The 18,686-nt window shown below is 28.6% G+C and carries 13 protein-coding genes; 5 read left to right on the top strand and 8 right to left on the bottom strand.

What is annotated here, in order from left to right:
* Positions 1–36 precede the first annotated feature (36 nt).
* From hypF to edd, 8 genes are all read right to left on the bottom strand, one after another.
* A complete protein-coding gene (gene hypF, locus KJR01_RS06880; protein ID WP_214117936.1) occupies positions 37–2,157 on the bottom strand; it encodes a carbamoyltransferase HypF in 2,121 nt (706 codons plus the stop codon).
* On the bottom strand, positions 2,141–3,283 hold the full coding sequence (locus tag KJR01_RS06875; RefSeq protein ID WP_214117935.1) for a hypothetical protein: 1,143 nt from the start codon (positions 3,281–3,283) through the stop codon (positions 2,141–2,143). Before KJR01_RS06875 ends, hypF begins: the two co-directional genes overlap by 17 nt.
* A complete protein-coding gene (locus KJR01_RS06870) occupies positions 3,273–3,845 on the bottom strand; it encodes a HyaD/HybD family hydrogenase maturation endopeptidase (RefSeq protein WP_214117934.1) in 573 nt (190 codons plus the stop codon). Before KJR01_RS06870 ends, KJR01_RS06875 begins: the two co-directional genes overlap by 11 nt.
* On the bottom strand, positions 3,842–4,489 hold the full coding sequence (gene cybH, locus KJR01_RS06865; protein ID WP_214117933.1) for a Ni/Fe-hydrogenase, b-type cytochrome subunit: 648 nt from the start codon (positions 4,487–4,489) through the stop codon (positions 3,842–3,844). Before cybH ends, KJR01_RS06870 begins: the two co-directional genes overlap by 4 nt.
* A gap of 1 nt (position 4,490) precedes the next feature.
* Positions 4,491–6,197, bottom strand: a complete 1,707-nt coding sequence (locus KJR01_RS06860; RefSeq protein WP_214117932.1) for a nickel-dependent hydrogenase large subunit — start codon at positions 6,195–6,197, stop codon at positions 4,491–4,493.
* Positions 6,198–6,200: 3 nt separating this feature from the next.
* Positions 6,201–7,298 (bottom strand): hydrogenase small subunit, encoded by a 1,098-nt coding sequence (locus KJR01_RS06855; protein WP_214117931.1) that lies wholly within the window; start codon positions 7,296–7,298, stop codon positions 6,201–6,203.
* A 270-nt stretch (positions 7,299–7,568) separates the two neighbouring features.
* Positions 7,569–8,195: a bifunctional 4-hydroxy-2-oxoglutarate aldolase/2-dehydro-3-deoxy-phosphogluconate aldolase gene (locus tag KJR01_RS06850; protein WP_214117930.1), complete on the bottom strand. Its 627-nt coding sequence runs from the start codon at positions 8,193–8,195 to the stop codon at positions 7,569–7,571.
* Between the two features lie 10 nt (positions 8,196–8,205).
* A complete protein-coding gene (gene edd / locus KJR01_RS06845) occupies positions 8,206–10,002 on the bottom strand; it encodes a phosphogluconate dehydratase (protein ID WP_214117929.1) in 1,797 nt (598 codons plus the stop codon).
* Between the two features lie 112 nt (positions 10,003–10,114).
* Here edd and KJR01_RS06840 point away from each other — a divergent pair, with 112 nt between their 5' ends.
* The 5 genes from KJR01_RS06840 to KJR01_RS06820 are packed head-to-tail and all read left to right on the top strand — an operon-like array spanning position 10,115 to position 18,622.
* Positions 10,115–11,395 (top strand): glucose-6-phosphate dehydrogenase, encoded by a 1,281-nt coding sequence (locus KJR01_RS06840; protein ID WP_214117928.1) that lies wholly within the window; start codon positions 10,115–10,117, stop codon positions 11,393–11,395.
* 1 nt (position 11,396) lies between these two features.
* A complete protein-coding gene (gene pgl / locus KJR01_RS06835; protein WP_214117927.1) occupies positions 11,397–12,068 on the top strand; it encodes a 6-phosphogluconolactonase in 672 nt (223 codons plus the stop codon).
* On the top strand, positions 12,049–13,020 hold the full coding sequence (locus tag KJR01_RS06830) for a glucokinase (protein WP_214117926.1): 972 nt from the start codon (positions 12,049–12,051) through the stop codon (positions 13,018–13,020). Before pgl ends, KJR01_RS06830 begins: the two co-directional genes overlap by 20 nt.
* On the top strand, positions 13,020–14,657 hold the full coding sequence (gene pgi, locus KJR01_RS06825) for a glucose-6-phosphate isomerase (protein WP_214117925.1): 1,638 nt from the start codon (positions 13,020–13,022) through the stop codon (positions 14,655–14,657). Before KJR01_RS06830 ends, pgi begins: the two co-directional genes overlap by 1 nt.
* Positions 14,658–14,716: 59 nt before the next feature.
* A complete protein-coding gene (locus tag KJR01_RS06820) occupies positions 14,717–18,622 on the top strand; it encodes a restriction endonuclease subunit S (RefSeq protein ID WP_214117924.1) in 3,906 nt (1,301 codons plus the stop codon).
* Positions 18,623–18,686 lie beyond the last annotated feature (64 nt).

Raw genomic sequence — 18,686 nt, 5'->3', positions numbered from 1 at the left:
TGAAAAAAAGGCGAGATTTTAACAATAAATAATAAATTAATCCTTAAATTCCATATTGTTTAAGAAATAGTTTAACTGCCCTAAAGCTATGCAGCCATCGTTTATCGCTTCATTTTTTGGAGTATAGAATTTGTATTCTTTATCATTTAGCAAAAGATTTAAAATGCTTTTATTACAAAACACCCCGCCACTTAAAATCGCTTTTTTATTAGGACTTAAAAACTTAATAATATAAACAATGGTATTAATAAATTTTGAACAAGCTAAAACCTTGCTTTCATTTAAGCAAGTTGCAAAAATATCCTTATAAATAATCTTATTATTTTTAAACTCAATTTTGTAAATATCTTTGATATTTTCATCATAAAAACTCTCAATAAGCATTCCTGAATGTGCTTCAAATTCGTTTTTTTTGACCCCTAAAACTAAAAAGGCAAAAGCATCAATAATTCTACCTAATGAGCTAGTATTTATAGTGCAATTTTGCAATGCTATATCATAATTTAGATTAGTTTTACACGGGATTTCGTATTTTTTTAAAATACTATAAGCTAATAATTCATTATTTTTTACATTAACTAGCTTAAACTCATCAAAACAAAAGGCTGTATTTATAGTGTTTTTAGTAATATCTAGCACTTCGCCACCACTTATATGATGATTGTTTTTATATCCTGTGCCATCAAAACAAAATGCTCTAATATTTCTTAGCCCAATACTCATCGCATGGGCTGCGTGATGGTAAATTTTTATAATCTTTGTCTTTTTGCTAATTCCTATTTCAAATTCTTTTGTTATTTTTTCGCTATGAATGAAATGTGGGTGCAAATCACACAAAACATAATCAAATTTAATCTTATAATTTTTCACAAAAAATCTTAGAGTTTTTACAAAATGATTATAAACACTAATATCCTTTAAATCCCCAATATAAGGCGAATTAATACAAAACCCATTTATGTATATCAAAAACTCGTTTTTTTCTTCCATTCCAAGAGCTAGGATATTTATATTTTTTTTAATTTTATGCTCGTAATAAAAAGGTCTAAAGCCCCTAGCACTTCTTAAATGATGGTATTTATTAGCTATAACTTGCCCTACACTATCATCAATTTTATTAATTATTTTTCTATTATGATTTATTATTAAATCAGGTTTTAAAATCTTAAAATCACTTTTTTTAGAATAAATCATCTCGCCACTTTTGTTTGCACTTGTAGCTACTATTGCAAAATCAAGCTCTTTAAATAATATATGAAATATCGGAGCGCTTGGCAAAAACACTCCGATATTTTTAAAATCAAAATGTATATTAAAAGCACTCTGATTAAGGCTTTTTAGTAGCAATATAGGTCGCTCTTTGCTCTTTAAAATACGCTCTTCAAACTTAGTAAAACTAGCATATTTTTTTGCCATTTTTATATCTTTAACCATTATTGCAAGTGGTTTTAAAGCTCTATTTTTTAGCATTCTTAATTTATTTACCGCATTAAAATCATTAGCATTGCATAATAAATTAAACCCACCAACGCCTTTTAAAGCTACTATTTTTCCAGCTTTTAGATATTTAACAGCCTTTGCTAAATCAAAATTAAGCTTAGCCCCACAATCATTACAAGCAATAGGCTCTGCGTAAAATCTCCTATCATTAAGATTATTATATTCACTATCGCAATTTTTACACATTTTAAAAACACTCATAGAAGTATTTGTTCTATCGTAAGGGATTTTAGAAATTACACTAAATCTAGTGCCGCAATTAGTGCAATTTATAAAGGCGTGATTAAATCTTCTTTTTAATTTAGGATTATTAAGCTCTTTTATACAATCCTTACAAGGGGCGAAATCAGGCAAAATCACTGCAAGATTATGCTTATCTTTGCTTGGTTTTTTAATAACAAAATCATTATAAGTTTCATTTGTTTTAATTATTTTTACTTTTTCTATACTTGCTAATGGACGATTTTTTTTAAGAATTTGTTTTAAGTCTTTTATAAAAACTTTTGCTATTTTTTCATCACAATCAAGTGCTAAGCTAACTCCTAAAGTATCATTTAAGATATAGCCATTTAGCTTTTTTGCTTTGGCTAATTTGCAAACTTCAGGGCGAAATCCAACTCCTTGCACCCTGCCACTAAGCTTAATTAAAACACTCACAATTAGCCCATTTACTGAACTTAAATTGCTTGTTTAAAAACGCATTGTAATTTAAAAAACTCTGATAATTCATAAGCTTTGAGCAAATCTCACGCTCGTTTTCATTAAGTTTTCCTATCATTAAAACAAGTGCTTCAAAAACACCAACTTCTATTAAAGCTGCATTTGCTAATCTAAAGCTCATAATTGATGAGATAAACTTAGCTACATTTAAGCCATCTTCATTAATCTCACAATCAATTCTAACTCCCTTTGTATAAGTATTTGGCACTACTTTTAAAATATCAGAATCTAGCAAAATATCTGCTAATTTTATTAATGAAAATATATTTTTATTTTCTAAACTAAACTCATTTAAAATGAACTTTTCTTGATAATTTTTCAATAATTTTTCGCCTTGTTCTAAGCTAAGTAATAATTTTATTAATTCATCTTTATTTTTAGGGACATTAAAGCTTAATTTATCAATATTAAAAGCAGTTGATAATTGATTTGAATACGGATTATTAATTACACAAAATGTATCAGCAAAAGGAGCTATTAATAATAAATCTTTAGGCTTTTTTACAAAATAAAGCTCATCTGCATTTTTTAACTCATTAAAAAGCTTTTTGCTATTAGCAAATGATACATATAAAAAATCTCCTAAATTATGTGCTTTTTTATAAAGTGGTTTTAAGGCTAATTTCACAAATGGTTTTTCATAAGCATTAAGTAAAATTTGAGTATTTTTATCACAAATAAAAGCCTTTTGTAATAATTCATAATTAGCAATTATTACAAAATCACTTTTTGTTGTTTTAGTATAATCTAACTCATTTAAACCTAAATCATCAAAAACTTCATCACATAAGTTTAAAGGCAATCTTGGAATTTCAATTTCAAATTCTTTTGTTTTTTGTGTATTTTCTAGCTCTATTTTAAAATCTTCTAAAAATAAAAAATAAGGTATTTTTTTAAAATATTCATTAAAGGCTAAAACCTTATCTTCATTATCATCTATAACTAAAGAAAACTCATCATCTTCATAATAAAGTTTATAATTTACATTATTTATCTTGGCAATTTTTAGTAAAAATAATCCGAAATCTTTTAATTTTATTTTGAAATCATATCTAATTAACACTGCTTAAATTCCTATAATTTTCTATCGCTTGTTCTATACTAAAATCATTTTTAAATTCTAACAAAAATCCATCTTGTTTAAGCTCTTCTAAAAGACATTTTTGTATTAAAGCAAAAGATTTTTTAACCTCATCGCTTAAAGATATTTTCATAGGTTCAAGTCTTTTAGGCACAATGCCTAAGATTTTGCAAACTGGCAAATCGCCTACTAAACTCATAAAATTAAGCATCATTTGCATTTCAAGTTCGTGAGCACTTCCTTGATAATTTATATTACTTGGCACTTTATCATAGTCAAAAAATACAACATCGCCCACTTCTAAATCATCAGCATTTATACAATCAATCACATAAACCTTATCAAAATCAGCAATTATATGAGCTAAATTCATAGCCATCGTCCCGCCGTCTAAAAATACTAATTGATGCGAATCTTGATTTTTAAATTCTTCTTTAATATAAATATTAGGAGCTAGATTTTTCCTAAAATACTCAAGAAAAATAACTCCAGCTCCTTCATCTCCTATTAAAATATTTCCAATTCCTAGGACTAAAACTCTCATTTGTATTTATATCCACTAAAAATAGCGTCCATTGCACCATCTTTACCTTTAATTGCATTAAACACTGCCATATAAATATGAACACCAACAAAAATCATAGTAATCCAAGTTAAAATATGATGAATTATCCTAACATTTGCAAGTCCGCCAAACATTACTTCAAATGGTTTAACAAAAGGAGTTATTGCACCAGCAAAACCTTCGTGATAAACATTAATATATAGCACAAAACCTGTGATTATTAATAATGCTAAAACAATATAAAAGAAAAAATAACTCACAAATTGAAGTGGATTATATACACCTTTTAAATGCGGGTGTTTTCCTAAAAACAAATAAAACTTAATTTGCTCTATCCATACTCTTAAACTAAAGCAATCTTTAATACTAACTCTTTCTTTTTTACTAAGTTTATCAAATATAAAAAGATAAAGTTTAAAAATAAAACAAGCTAATAAAACAAACCCAGCTACATTATGCACGAAACGAAATTTAGCCTGCATAAATAGATTTGGCTCGGTTGATTTATCAGGTGCAATAAATACACTAGCAATATAAAAGCCACTTATACAAAGGGCTAAAATAGCAAATGCTCTTAGCCAATGAGTTGCTCTAAGCCCTATTGAAAACTCATAATGTTTCATATCAAACTCCTACTTTATATTCGCCTAACTTATTACCTTTTTTATCTAATACATGCACAGCACAAGCAATGCAAGGGTCATACGAATGTATTTTTCTAATAATTTCAAGTGGCTTGGTTAAATCTTCAATCTTTAGACCAATTAAACAAGCTTCATAAGTTCCCATTTTACCATTTGCATCTTTTGGACTTGCGTTCCAAGTAGATGGAACTACTGCTTGATAATTTTGCACTATACCATCTTTAATTCTAATCCAATGACTTAGCATTCCCCTAGGAGCATTACCTATAAAGCGACCTTTGTATTCTTTAGAATTATCTATTTTATATGGAGCGCAAGTGCTTTGATCTACTTTTAGATTTTCAACTAAACTATCAAGAGCTTTAAGTGCGTGTTCGCTTATGATTTTTGCTTCAATCATTCTTGCTGCAGTTCTTCCTAAAGTGCTAAGTAAGTCTTTAAGTTCAATATTTAATTCAGCTAATAAAGCGTCAACTTCTTTTGTAACGATTGAATTTTTAGCTAAGTAATTTACAACTATAGTAGCAAGTGGTCCTACTTGAACAGGTAAATTATCATATCTTGGAGCTTTAATCCAGCTATATTTTCCATTCATATCAAATACTTTAGAATCTTCTAATTCGCCTTTAGCATTTAGAGTTTTTTCATCTTTTAGACCTGTATAATTTGGCTCTTGCTCGCCATCATAAGGGTGTAATGCTTTATCGTTTTTATACCAAGACCTTGTTGCTTCTTCTGTGATTTTACTCTCATCAATAGCACCTAATACAGGATTGCTTAGCATATTAGTTACAATTCCACCTTTAAATAAATAATCATCTCCTAAATAAAACTCATCAGCACACATAAAATTATCAACGCCAACATCATTCATTACACTTGGCTCATTTTTATAAACAGCTGCAGCCATCTTAATATCAGCTAAATAAGCACGATGAATAAAATCGCTAATTTCTAAGAATTTAGTTTTATACTCGCCAATTCTAGCAGGGTCAAGTATATCCATAACGCAAGTTACACCACCTACGGTTAAGCTTTGTGGGTGTGGTTGTTTTGCACCAAAAATAGCCATTAATTGTGCTGCTGTTCTTTGCACTTTTAAACATTCTAAATAATGACTTAACGCTACTAAGTTTTGCTCTGGGCTAAAGCGATAAGTTTTATGTCCCCAATAAGCATTCGCAAATATTCCTAATTCTCCTTTATCTACGAATGTTTTTAATTTTTCTTGAACTGCTTTAAGTTCTCCTACACCACAAACTAAAGGCTTATCACACCATTTTAAAGCTTCAGCTTCAGCTTTTGCTGGATCAGCACTTAAAGCACTCACTACATCAACAAAATCAAGCCCGTGTAATTGATAAAAATGCACACAATGATCGTGCATATATAAAGCTGCATTCATTAATGTTCTTGTAAGTTTTGCATTTTTTGGTGGAACTATACCTAAAGCATTTTCAGCCGCTTCAATACCTGCTCTATAATGCGAATAAGTGCAAACTCCACAAATTCTTTGAGTCATAAAGCCAACATCTCTAGGGTCTCTTCCTTTTACAATAGTTTCAATTCCACGCCATAATGTTGAACCCGCATAAACATCAGTTACTACATTTGTATCATCAACTATTACTTCTACTCTTAAATGTCCTTCAATTCTTGTAATTGGATCTACTACTATTTTTTGCATTTTTTATTCCTTGTCTTTTTTAATTGCTGAAATTGTTGCGTGAGCAGCTATTGCTACTCCTGTTAGAGTTAAAACACCAATGCCTATTTTATCACTCATAGCATCAGCACCCATTCCGCTAAATACACTTTGAAATAAATGTGATTTTAAAGGTTCTTCGTAAGTTCTCATACTATCCCAAAAATCAGGCTCAGAGCAACCTATACACCCATGTCCTGCACCAATAGGCCAATTTATGTGCTGATTAAATCTTTGCTTAGCACAATTATTAAATGTATATGGACCTTTACATCCTACTTTATAAAGACAATAGCCTTTCTTTGCACCTTCATCGCCAAAACTTTCTACAAACTCACCCGCATCAAAATGTCCCCTACGCTCACAATAATCGTGAATTCTATGCTCGTATGCCCATTTTGGACGATTAAAATTATCAAGTGGCATTGTTCCAAATAATAATATTTGCAAGATTGAACCTACGATATTTTTTTCACTAGGCGGACAACCTGGGACATTAATTACACTTTTATTTGTGATTTTACTAATCGGAACTGCGTTTGTTGGATTTGGTGCTGCTGCTTGAATACCACCAAAGCTTGAGCAAGTTCCAATTGCTAAAATAGCAGCTGCATTAGCACAGGCATTTTTTGCTATTTCTTCGCCTGTATGCCCTTTAGCACCTAAAGTTAGATAAAAACTAGAGCTTCCTGCAGGAACTGCACCTTCTACTAATAATACATATTTTCCTGCGTGTTTTTTAATAGCGTTTTCTAAATTCTCATCAGCTTGATGACCACTTGCTGCCATAACAGTTTCGTGATATTCAATATTTAAATAATCAAATATCAAACTATCAATAGTAGGTGCATCACTTCTTAATAAACTCTCACTACAGCCTGTGCATTCTGCCATATGAAGCCAAATTACTGGGGTGTTGCTAGCATTATTTTCAACAGCATTTGCAATACTTGGTGCAAAAGTAGCTCCAAGTCCTAGCATAGTAGCCATTCCACTAGACCATTTCAAAAAATCTCTTCTACTAAAGCCGTGTTCGCCTAGTATTTGCATTAAATCTTTTTTATTATTAGGATTTATTTGCATAATCTCTCCTTAAAAAAATTTATTAATAATAGTATTTTTTTAAAATCTAAAAGTTACAAAAAAGACAAAATAAATCTTAAAATTATTTAATTTTGATAATTGAATTTCTTATAAAATTCTTACATTTAAACTTAAAAATATTATTTTATTAAAGTTTTTGTTTGATTGGTTTATGCTGATTTAAATTCTAGTATTGCCAATGTTTTTAAGTAAAGAATTTAATTTTTATAGGCTTAGTTTTCGCACTAAGCCTACTTATAAATAAAAACCTTATAAAGTATTTTTTAACTCTAAAGTTTTTCTTGCAATATTCGTGATTTCATCCCAATTTTTAGCCTTTATTAGCTCTTTTGGTGCAAGCCAAGAACCACCAACGCAAAGCACATTTGGTTGGCTTAAATATTCTTTAGCATTATTTTCACTAATACCACCCGTAGGACAAAATCTAACATCACTAAATGGCCCATAAATAGCCTTTAACATAGGCACTCCACCAACAACACTAGCAGGAAATAATTTAAAGGTATCAAGCCCATATTCAAGCCCAAGCATTAGCTCTGCTGGACTTGCAATACCTGCTATTAAAGGGATTTTATAATCAATCTCTTTTAATAATTTTTCAGTAATACCTGGACTTATTGCAAACTTTGCACCAGCACTAACAACATCTTTATATTGCTTAGCATTAATTACTGTTCCTGCTCCAACGATTGCTTCAGGAACTTCTTTACTAATTAACTCAATTGCTTTTAGCCCTGCAGGGGTTCTAAGAGTAATTTCAAGCACTCTTACTCCACCTAAAACTAAAGCCTTAGCTAAAGGTAAGGCATCATTTATATCGTCAATTGCTATCACAGGAATTACTGGATTTATTTTTAAAATTTCTCTTGCATTCATTATTTCTTCCTTAAAAACTTACTCCGCCTTCTTCGGCGCTTAAACAACTATTTCTTAAAGCTTTAAAAAGCTCTCTACCACTACCTAACTCATTTGCGCTTAAATCAATATGCTTAATTTCTCTAGTTAAGAAATCATCTTCTAATACATTTAAAGTGCCATTGATTGCATCAAATTCTATCAAATCCCCATCTTTAATCTTAGCAATATTTCCATTTAACAAGGCTTCAGGACTTGTATGGATTGCTGCAGGAACTTTTCCACTAGCCCCACTCATTCTACCATCAGTAATTAATGCAACTTTATATCCTTTAGACATTAATACCCCTAAAGGTGGAATTAATTTATGAAGTTCAGGCATTCCATTTGCTCTTGGGCCTTGATATTTTACAACTGCTATGAAGTCTTTATTTAATTCGCCTTTTTCGTAAGCTTTCATTAACTCAAGTTGGTCGTTAAATACGATAGCTCTTTGTTTAATATATAAATTATCATCGCTTACAGCACTTACTTTAATTACCGAACGACCAATATTTCCACTTAAAACTTTTAGCCCACCTGTAGTGCTAAATGGCTTATCATAAGTCGTGATTATTTCAACATTTCTGCTATTTTCAAGGCATTTTTCATAAGTAATTTCATCATCTTTTAAGATAGGGTCTTTCGTATAATTACTAAGCCCAAATCCTGCTATAGTATTTACATCATCATGCAATGCACCATTATTTAATAATTCATTAATTACAAACGACAATCCACCAGCTTCATAAAAATCATTTATATCAGCCTTACCATTAGGATAAACCTTAGCTAAAAGTGGAGTAATATTTGAAATATCATTAAAATCGTCCCAATTAATAATAATTCCCGCAGCCTTTGCAATTGCAATTAAGTGTAAAGTATGATTGGTTGAGCCACCTGTTGCCATAAGCCCTACTATTGCATTTACTATACTTTTTTCATCTATCATTTTGCCTATTGGTAAAATACTTTTATCTTTTACACCTTTTGCAAAATGTCTAGCACTAAAATCAATTATTTTTTCTCTTAGCTTTGTATTTGGATTAATAAAAGCAGAATTTGGCATATGAAGACCTAATAATTCAATCATAACTTGATTTGAATTAGCAGTTCCATAAAAGGTGCAAGTGCCTGAACTATGATACATTTTCATTTCAGTATTTAATAAATCTTGCTTAGAAATAAGTCCTTGAGCGTATTTTTCTCTAGCAATACTTTTATCAGAATTACTAAGTCCTGTTGGCATAGGACCACTTGGAATAAACATAGCAGGTAATTGCCCAAATCTTAATGCTCCCATTAAAAGCCCAGGAACTATCTTATCACACACTCCAAGATAAAACGCCCCATCAAAAATATTATGAGATAATCCAATCGCCGTACTCATTGCTATTACATCACGAGAATAAAGGCTAAGTTGCATACCATCATAGCCTTGAGTAATACCATCACACATTGAAGGAGTGCAGCTTGCAACTTGAACGCTTACACCTTCTTTTATACAAGATTGCTTTAATTTTAAAGGATAATCCTTGTAAGGTTCGTGAGCTGATAAAACATCGTTATAGCTTGAAATAATAGCTAAATGAGTGCTATTTGAATTATTTAATTTTTCTCTTACGCTTTCAGGAATTGCTGCATAAGCGTGAGCTAAATTAGCACAACCTAACTTTGAGCGATTGATTTTTTCATTAGCATTATCTATTAAATTAAGATAATCTTTTCTAGTTTTTTCACTTCTTTTTATAATCTTTTCAGTGATTTCTAATAATTTTTTATTTGTCATAAATAAGCTTCTTTCATTTAAAATATTTGATTTATTATAAATAAATAAATGTTATTAATGTTAAATCCTTTTTAGTAAGATTTAAAAAATTATTTTTATTTAGGGATTATTTATGAAAACTAATTTTGATTTTTTATTATTCGGAGCTACTGGAGATTTAGCTCTTAGAAAACTTTTTCCTTCACTTTATGAAGCCTTTTTAAATGACTTGCTTCACGAAGATTTTAAAATACTTGCTACAGGTAGAAGCAAGCTTAGCTTAGAAGAATTTAAGCAAAAATTAAACGACAAATCAAAAATCCATTTAAAAGATACTACAAAATGGAACGATTTTTTAGAAAAAATATCTTATGAGAGCGTAGATATTAATAATCTTGAAGATTTTAAAAAACTTAAAAGCAATTTAAGAGATGGCAAAGATACTATTATATATTTTTCAATTTCGCCTGAATTTTTCATCACTTGCTGTAAGAATTTAAGCGAATTAAATATGAATAAAGACAATGTTAGAATAGTTCTTGAAAAACCTTTGGGAATGAGCTTAAATGAATGCAGAGCAATCAATGAAAGCGTAGCAAAATATTATAAAGAAGAACAAATTTATAGAATTGATCATTATCTTGGCAAAAGTATGGTTAAAGAATTATTTGAGTTTAGAAAACAAAATCCACATTTTAATGCACTACTTAATAAAGACTATGTAAAAAGCATTAATTTATATGTTTTAGAGCGTTTAGGTGTTGAAAGTCGTGGAGAGTTTTATGATAGTTGCGGTGCTTTAAGAGATATGTTACAAAATCATATGTTACAAATGTTAGCTTTATTTATGATTGATATTAATTCAACTAATATTAGAAAAGCTAAGCTTGAGTTTTTTAACTCACTTGAAAAAATTGATTTTAAAAATGTAATTAAAGCTCAATATGAAGCTAATGAAGATAGCTTAAGTTATTTAGACGAATTAAATGTGGCTAAAGATAGCAGGACAGAAACTTTCGTATCAATTAAAACTAGTTCAAATCAAGAAAATTACAAAGGCGTTTTAATAAAACTTGCAACAGGCAAAAGAATGGCTGAAAATAAAGTATATTTTGATATTGACTTTAAAAATGGTGGAAAAATGTATATAGAAATCCAACCAAAACCTAAAATCAAATTCCTTTTAAAAATAGCCGAAGAGTTTAAAGAATTTGAAATAGGAATTTGTGATATTGAAAAAATGCCACCTTATGAAAGATTACTTTTAAATGTAATTAATAAAGATTTAAGTTCATTTAATGAAAAAGATGAGCTAGAGAGTGCTTGGAAATGGGTGCAAGATGTAATTGATAATGATGATTTTACAATGCATAAATACAAAGCCTACACAAATGAAATTATTTTTAAGGACTAAGATGAGATTATTTACATTCAATGACAAAAACATAAGCGAAATCGCTTTATACAAAGAATTAGTATTTTCATTAAATGAATGTATTAATAGTAAAGGTAGCGTAAATTTTTATGTATCAGGTGGTAAAAGTCCTAAAGATTTATTTATTAAATTAAGTAAAGAAAAGCTTGACTGGACTAAAGTAAATGTATTTTTAGTAGATGAAAGGATTTTACCTACAAATCACGAAGATAGCAATACAAATCTAGTAAAACAAAATCTATTACAAAATGACGCTAGTAAGGCTAATTTAATTACTTGTATTAAAGATGAATTAATTAATGATTATGAAGCTTTAAAAAACCACGCTAATAATATTTATCAAACTCCTGATATTTTGATTTTAGGTATGGGAGCTGATGCTCATACTGCATCAATCTTTCCAACAGCTTCTAATTTAGATGAATTATTAAGTGATGAAAACCAAGCTTATCACATAGTAAAAACTCCTAATTACGATAGAATTAGCCTTAGTTTAGAAAGCATATTAAAAGCTAAAAGAATATTTTTAAATATCAGTGGAGATGAGAAATATCAAGTATTTTTATTAGCTTGTAAAGAAAAAAATAAAAAATATCCAATAAGTTATGTAATTAATTCAAAAGGAAATTTAGATGTCTATTACGCAAAATGAATATCCAAGATTATTAGCAGATATTGGTGGAACTAATGCTAGATTTGCATTAGAATTTAAATCAGGAAATATAGATAAAATAGAAGTCTTACAATGCAAAGACTACGATACTATAATAGATGCTGTAAGAGCATATTTAAAAGATAAAAATGTAAATGTAAAACACGCTGCTTTTGCAATGGCAAATCCTGTTACAAGTGATTTTATACAAATGACTAATAATCATTGGGCTTTTTCAATCAATACCACAAGACTTGCATTAGGATTTGATACTTTATTAATCCTAAATGATTTTACTGCTCAAGCACTTGCTATTACAAAATTAAATAGTGATGAATTAGTTCAAATTGGTGGAAGAGAAGCTGAAGAAAATTGCGTAAAAGCTGTTTTAGGGCCTGGAACAGGACTTGGAGTTAGTGGATTAATCCCTAGTAAAAATGGCTATATTGCACTATCAGGTGAAGGCGGACATGTTAGCTTTGCACCTTTTGATGAGATTGAATCAATGATTTGGCATTATGCAAAAAACAAATTCGGGCACGTTTCAGCTGAGAGACTACTTAGCGGAATGGGACTTGAGCTAATATATGAAGCTTTAGCACATAAAGAAGGTATAAATGATACTTTAGACGCTAGTAAAATTAGCGAACTAGCATTAAGCGAAAAATCAGCTTTATGTAGATTAAGTCTTGATATATTTTGCGCAATGCTAGGAACTATTGCTTCAAATCTAGCATTAACTCTAGGTGCTAGGGGTGGTGTTTATATTTGTGGTGGAATAATTCCTAAGATATTAGAGTATTTTAAACACTCATCATTTAGAGCAAGATTTGAGAATAAAGGTAGATTTGATAGTTATTTAGCAGCAATTCCTGTATTTGTGGTTTTATCAAAATTTCCAGGTATAAACGGCGCTAGTGTGGCACTGCAAAATCATTTAAAGGATAAATAATGTTAAGCAAATTAAAAAGCTATGAAAAATTATGGTCTTTATACAACAAAACAAAAGATACTCATATGAAAGAATTATTTGCTAATGATAATAATAGAGCGAATAAATACTTTTTAGAAGTTGGTGGGATTAAGGTTGATTATTCTAAAAATAGAATAGATGAAGAGATTTTAAGCAATCTTATTAATCTTGCAAAAGAAGCTAATTTAGAACAAAACATTAAAGATATGTTTAGTGGTAAAAAGATTAATACCACAGAAAATAGAGCAGCTTTACATATTGCTCTTAGAAATCGTATAAATACACCTATTTATGTAGATAATGAAAACATAATGGATGATGTAAATGCAGTGCTAAACAAAATGGAGAAATTCTCTCACGCAATAAGATCAGGAGAGTGGCTAGGCTATACAAATCAAGTAATAACTGATATTGTAAATATAGGAATTGGTGGCTCTGATTTAGGACCATTGATGGCTTGTGATGCTTTGAAAAAATACGCACACCCAAGACTAAAAATGCACTTTGTATCAAACGTAGATGGCTCAAAATTACAAAATGTATTAGATAGCGTTCATCCAGAAACTACGCTTTTTATAATAGCATCAAAAACATTCGTAACTCAAGAAACCCTAACAAATGCCTTAACTGCTAGAGAGTGGTTTTTAAATCACGCAGTTAACAAACGCTTTGTAGCTAAGCATTTCGTAGCAGTTTCAACTAATAAAAAAGCTGTTGAAGAATTTGGAATAGATAGTAATAATATGTTTGAGTTTTGGAACTGGGTCGGTGGGCGTTATAGTTTGTGGTCTGCAATTGGTCTTCCTATTATGATTTATTTAGGAAAAGAACATTTTTGGCAAATGCTAGAAGGTGCATATTTAATGGATTCGCATTTTAGCTCTGCTGAATATTCTAAAAACTTGCCTGTAATTTTGGCTTTAATAGGTATTTGGTATATTAATTTTTATGGTGGTGGCTCACATATAATCGCACCTTATGATGAATATTTAAAGCATTTTCCAAGATTTATTCAACAACTTGATATGGAAAGTAATGGAAAACAAGTTAGTAAAAATGGGGAATTAATTAATTACGAAACTTCTCCAATCATTTGGGGTGAGACAGGAATTAACGCTCAACACGCATTTTTTCAACTACTTCATCAAGGAACTCATATAAGTCCGATTGATTTAATAGTAAGTCTTGAAAAACCACACGATATGCCAGAACACCACGAAATTTTAATTAGCAATGTATTCGCTCAAGCTGAAGCCTTTATGAAAGGCAAAAACAAGGATGAAGTAAGAGCTGAACTTAGTAAAAGTAATTTAAGTGAAAGTGAGATAGAAAAGCTAATCCCACATAAAGAATTTTCGGGAAATCGCCCTAGCAATACGATTTTATTAGAAAGAATAAGCCCTAGAAATCTAGGTAGCCTAATTGCATTATATGAGCATAAAATATTCGTTCAAGGTGTGATTTGGGGGATAAATAGTTTTGACCAATTTGGCGTTGAATTAGGCAAAACTTTAGCTAAAACAATACTTGAAGAGCTAAGAAGTGATGTGAGTTACGAGCACGATAGCTCAACTACAAATCTAATAAAATTATATAAAGAGTTTAATAAAAAATAATTTTAGGAATTTCTTTATGAAATTCCTATTTTAAATTCCACGAAAAAAAGGAGAGAAAAGTGATTACAAATGATAACCTATTACAAGTTTTAAATAAATTAAATTTTAAAAAAGATAATGATTTTATTTATAAAAAGCAATATTTAAATAACATTTTTATTATGGTTGATTTTAAAAATAGAAAAATTATATTTCCAGAACAAATTAAACTCCATGACAAAACTACATCAAATTTTGAAAAAAATGAAAATTTTGTAGTATTAGAGTGTATAGATAGGTTATTAACAAAAGGCTACGATCCAAACCATATAGAATTAGAACCAAAATATAAATTAGGTAGAGAATCGAAGTCTAGCGGAAAAGCAGATATTTTAGTAAAAGATAAATTAGGTGAATCATATATATTAATTGAATGCAAAACATACAAAACAAAAGTTGATGCTAAAGGTAGTGAATTTGAAAATGAGTGGAATAATATGCTTAAAGATGGAGGGCAATTATTATCTTATTTTAGACAAAATAAAAAAGTAAAATTTTTATGTTTATATACTAGTGATTTTATAAACGATGAAATATATTATTTTAACTATATACTCAATATGCAAGACAATGAACTATACCTTAAAGAAAATGATTATAAATTGAGTTATATATCAGCAAGTGATGAAAATGAAATTTTTAAAGTATGGAAAGAAATTTATCAACAAAATTATTTGACAAGTGGAATTTTTGAGTCTGATATAAACCCATATGAAGCTGGTAAATTATCATTAAAATTTACAGACTTAAAAGAATTTGACCATCAAAACAATTCTTTATACAATGATTTTGCGACTATTCTAAGACAACATAATATATCAGGTAAAGAAAATGCTTTTGATAAGCTTGTAAATTTGTTTTTATGCAAAATTTATGATGAGACATTTAATAAAAATAATCTGGAATTTAAATATCGTGGAATTATGGCAGACACTTACGAAAGTTTGCAAGATAGACTTATGAAATTATATAAAAATGCAATGAAAGAATTTTTAAATGAAGATATTACTTATGTTGAAAATGCAAATATAGAAGATGTTTTTAACACAACTTCAAGAAGCAAAAAGTCTATGCAAAGTATGCAAGAACAAATTCAAGATTATATAAGGCAATTAAAATTTTATTCTAATAATGATTTTGCGTTTTTGGAAGTTCATAATAAAGATTTATTTTATAAAAATGCTATAGTTTTAAAAAATATAGTTAGGCTTTTTGAAGATATACGATTAACAGAAAATAAAGTTCAGCAATTTTTAGGTAATTTATTTGAATTGTTTTTGCAAAAAGGCATGAAACAAGATGAGGGGCAATTTTTTACACCAATTCAAATATGTGAGTTTATTATGCATTCTTTACCTATTGATAATATAAATAAGCCTTTAAGAGTGATTGATTATGCTTGCGGAGCAGGACATTTTTTAAATACATATGCAAGTTTTATTGAAAAACAAATTAATGATAAAGAAAAATTAAAAGAGTATTATAAAAATATTTATGGAATTGAAAAAGAATATAGATTGAGCAAAGTTGCAAAAGTTAGTGCAAGCATGTATGGACAAAATGAGATAAATATTTTTTATGCAGATGCTTTAGCTAGTAATGAAAATATTGAAAATTATTCTTTTGATTTATTAATTGCTAACCCGCCTTATTCGGTCAAGGGTTTTTTAGAAACTTTAAGCGAAAAAGACTTAGAAAAATATATACTATTTAATAAAGACATAAATAAAGATACTTTTAATTCTATAGAATGCTTTTTTATAGAAAGGGCTATTCAGTTATTAAATGATAACGCAAATGCAGCAATAATTTTGCCATCACCATTTTTAAGTAATAGTAATATTGGAAAATATCAAGAAGTAAGAGAACTGATATTTCAAAATTTTGAAATAAAGGCTATTGTTGAGTTGCCATCTGGTACATTTGGAGCTACTGGAACCAACACTATTATTTTATTTTTGCACAAATTAAAAACATATGATAAAGATAAGGATTTAGGTTTAACATCTAGTTCTATAAAATTTAAAACCTTGCAAGATAGATTAAAAGCTTCTAATTTGATAGATGATGATAATTTTATGGATAATGGATATATAGACGAATATGTATCTTTTAGAGGTATAAAAAAAGATATTTTTATGGATTTAATAAACGAAAATTATACAGATGAGTTATTAGAATGCTTTCAAGATTATTTGGATGATTTTTATAAAAGCAATATTTATAAAAAATTAACAAAAAGCAAGGTTTATAAAGATTCTACTATAAAAGAAGATTTAGAAAATGGTGTTTTTATAGAGTTTGTAAAAAATATTGAAAATAAAAAGTTGCTATATTTTTCTATGATAAAAGATAATAAATTGATTATTGTAAAAGCTCCTGATAAAAACGATGAAAAAAAGAAATTTTTAGGCTATCAATGGAGCACAGATAAAGATGATCCAGGATTAAGAGAATTAAACGATCCATACAATACACCCTTATATGATAAAAATAATATTAATAATGACAAAAAAATATCTTATAAAATTAAAGAATTATTTTTAAATAATGAAATTATAATTAACGATGAATTAAGTAAATATGTAAGTTATGAAAAAAATTATAATTTAATTGATTTTAAAAATGCAAATTTTAATTTAAAAATTAATATCAATTTAACCAATTCGCATAATCATGTAGAATATTTTTGGAAAAATAGCAAATATCCAATCATAAGTATCAAAGAATGTGTAAATGATATTATTAATGGTTCAACACCTTTAAAATCTCAAAATAAGTATTGGGACAAAAAAGATATACAATGGTTAACCATACCTGATTTTACAAATAGCATATATATAAATGAGACAAAAGATTATATTTCACAATTAGCAGTAGATGAAAAAAAAGTAAAAATTGTGCCTAAAAATTCAGTGTTGTTGTCTTGTACAGCAACAATAGGTAAGTGTGCAATAAACAAAGATATATTAACCACAAATCAACAAATTAATGCTTTAGTTTGTAAGCTTGATAAAGTAATACCTGAATATTTGGTATATATTTTTAGAAAGTACTCAAATGAACTTGAAAATCTAGCTAGTAAATCGAGTGTTAAATACATAAATGTCTCAACTCTTAGTAGTTTTCAAATTCCATTACCTCCTTTAGATATTCAAGAACAAATAGTAAAAGAATACGAAGAAGTAAATAAGCAATTTGAAACAATAAGAATGAGTATAGAAGAATATAAGAGATTAATATCTGAGATATTAAGTAAAGTTGGAATTATTAGCAGTAACGGGGGGAGGGATTTAAGAGTTGAGCTATTAAAATTCTTAGGTATTTCTTTAGATTTTATTGATGACCTATCAAATATATTAATAAATAATAAAAAATTAGGACAAATTTGTAAGGTTTTAATCGGTGGTACACCTAGTAGGAAAAACCATTTATACTATGGTGGAAATAATTTATGGGTTAGTATTGCTGAAATGAATGGCAATATAATATCTGATACAAAAGAAAAAATCACAGAACTAGGTGTAAAAGAATCAAATGTTAAGTTAATACCAAGTGGGACTACTTTATTAAGTTTTAAATTAAGCATAGGCAAGGTTGCATTAGCCGGAGCTGACTTATACACAAACGAAGCCATTGCCGGGCTAATACCTAAGGATAAAAATATAGTTTTAGATAAGTATTTGTTTTATCTATTTAAAAATAAAGTTATAGATTTAGATCTAAAAAATAAAAATACATTTGGCACTAGCTTAAATTCTCAAATTTTAAAAGATGAAGTTGAAATACCATTAATACCTATTGATAAACAAAAACTTTTAATCAACATTATAGATAAAATAGAGAATAAGATTTATGAACTCGAAAAAGACATCGATGATAAAAACAACATAATAAATAAAATACTAGCAAAATATATATATTGATAATTATATATTATTGATATAGTATTTTATAAATAAGGTAAAATATACAAAGTATATTGCTTAT

Source organism: Campylobacter sp. 2018MI10 (assembly GCF_018501175.1).
GTDB lineage: Bacteria > Campylobacterota > Campylobacteria > Campylobacterales > Campylobacteraceae > Campylobacter_E.
The sequence above is the reverse complement of the archived record's forward strand: the minus strand, read 5'-3'. Positions and strand labels throughout refer to the sequence as shown.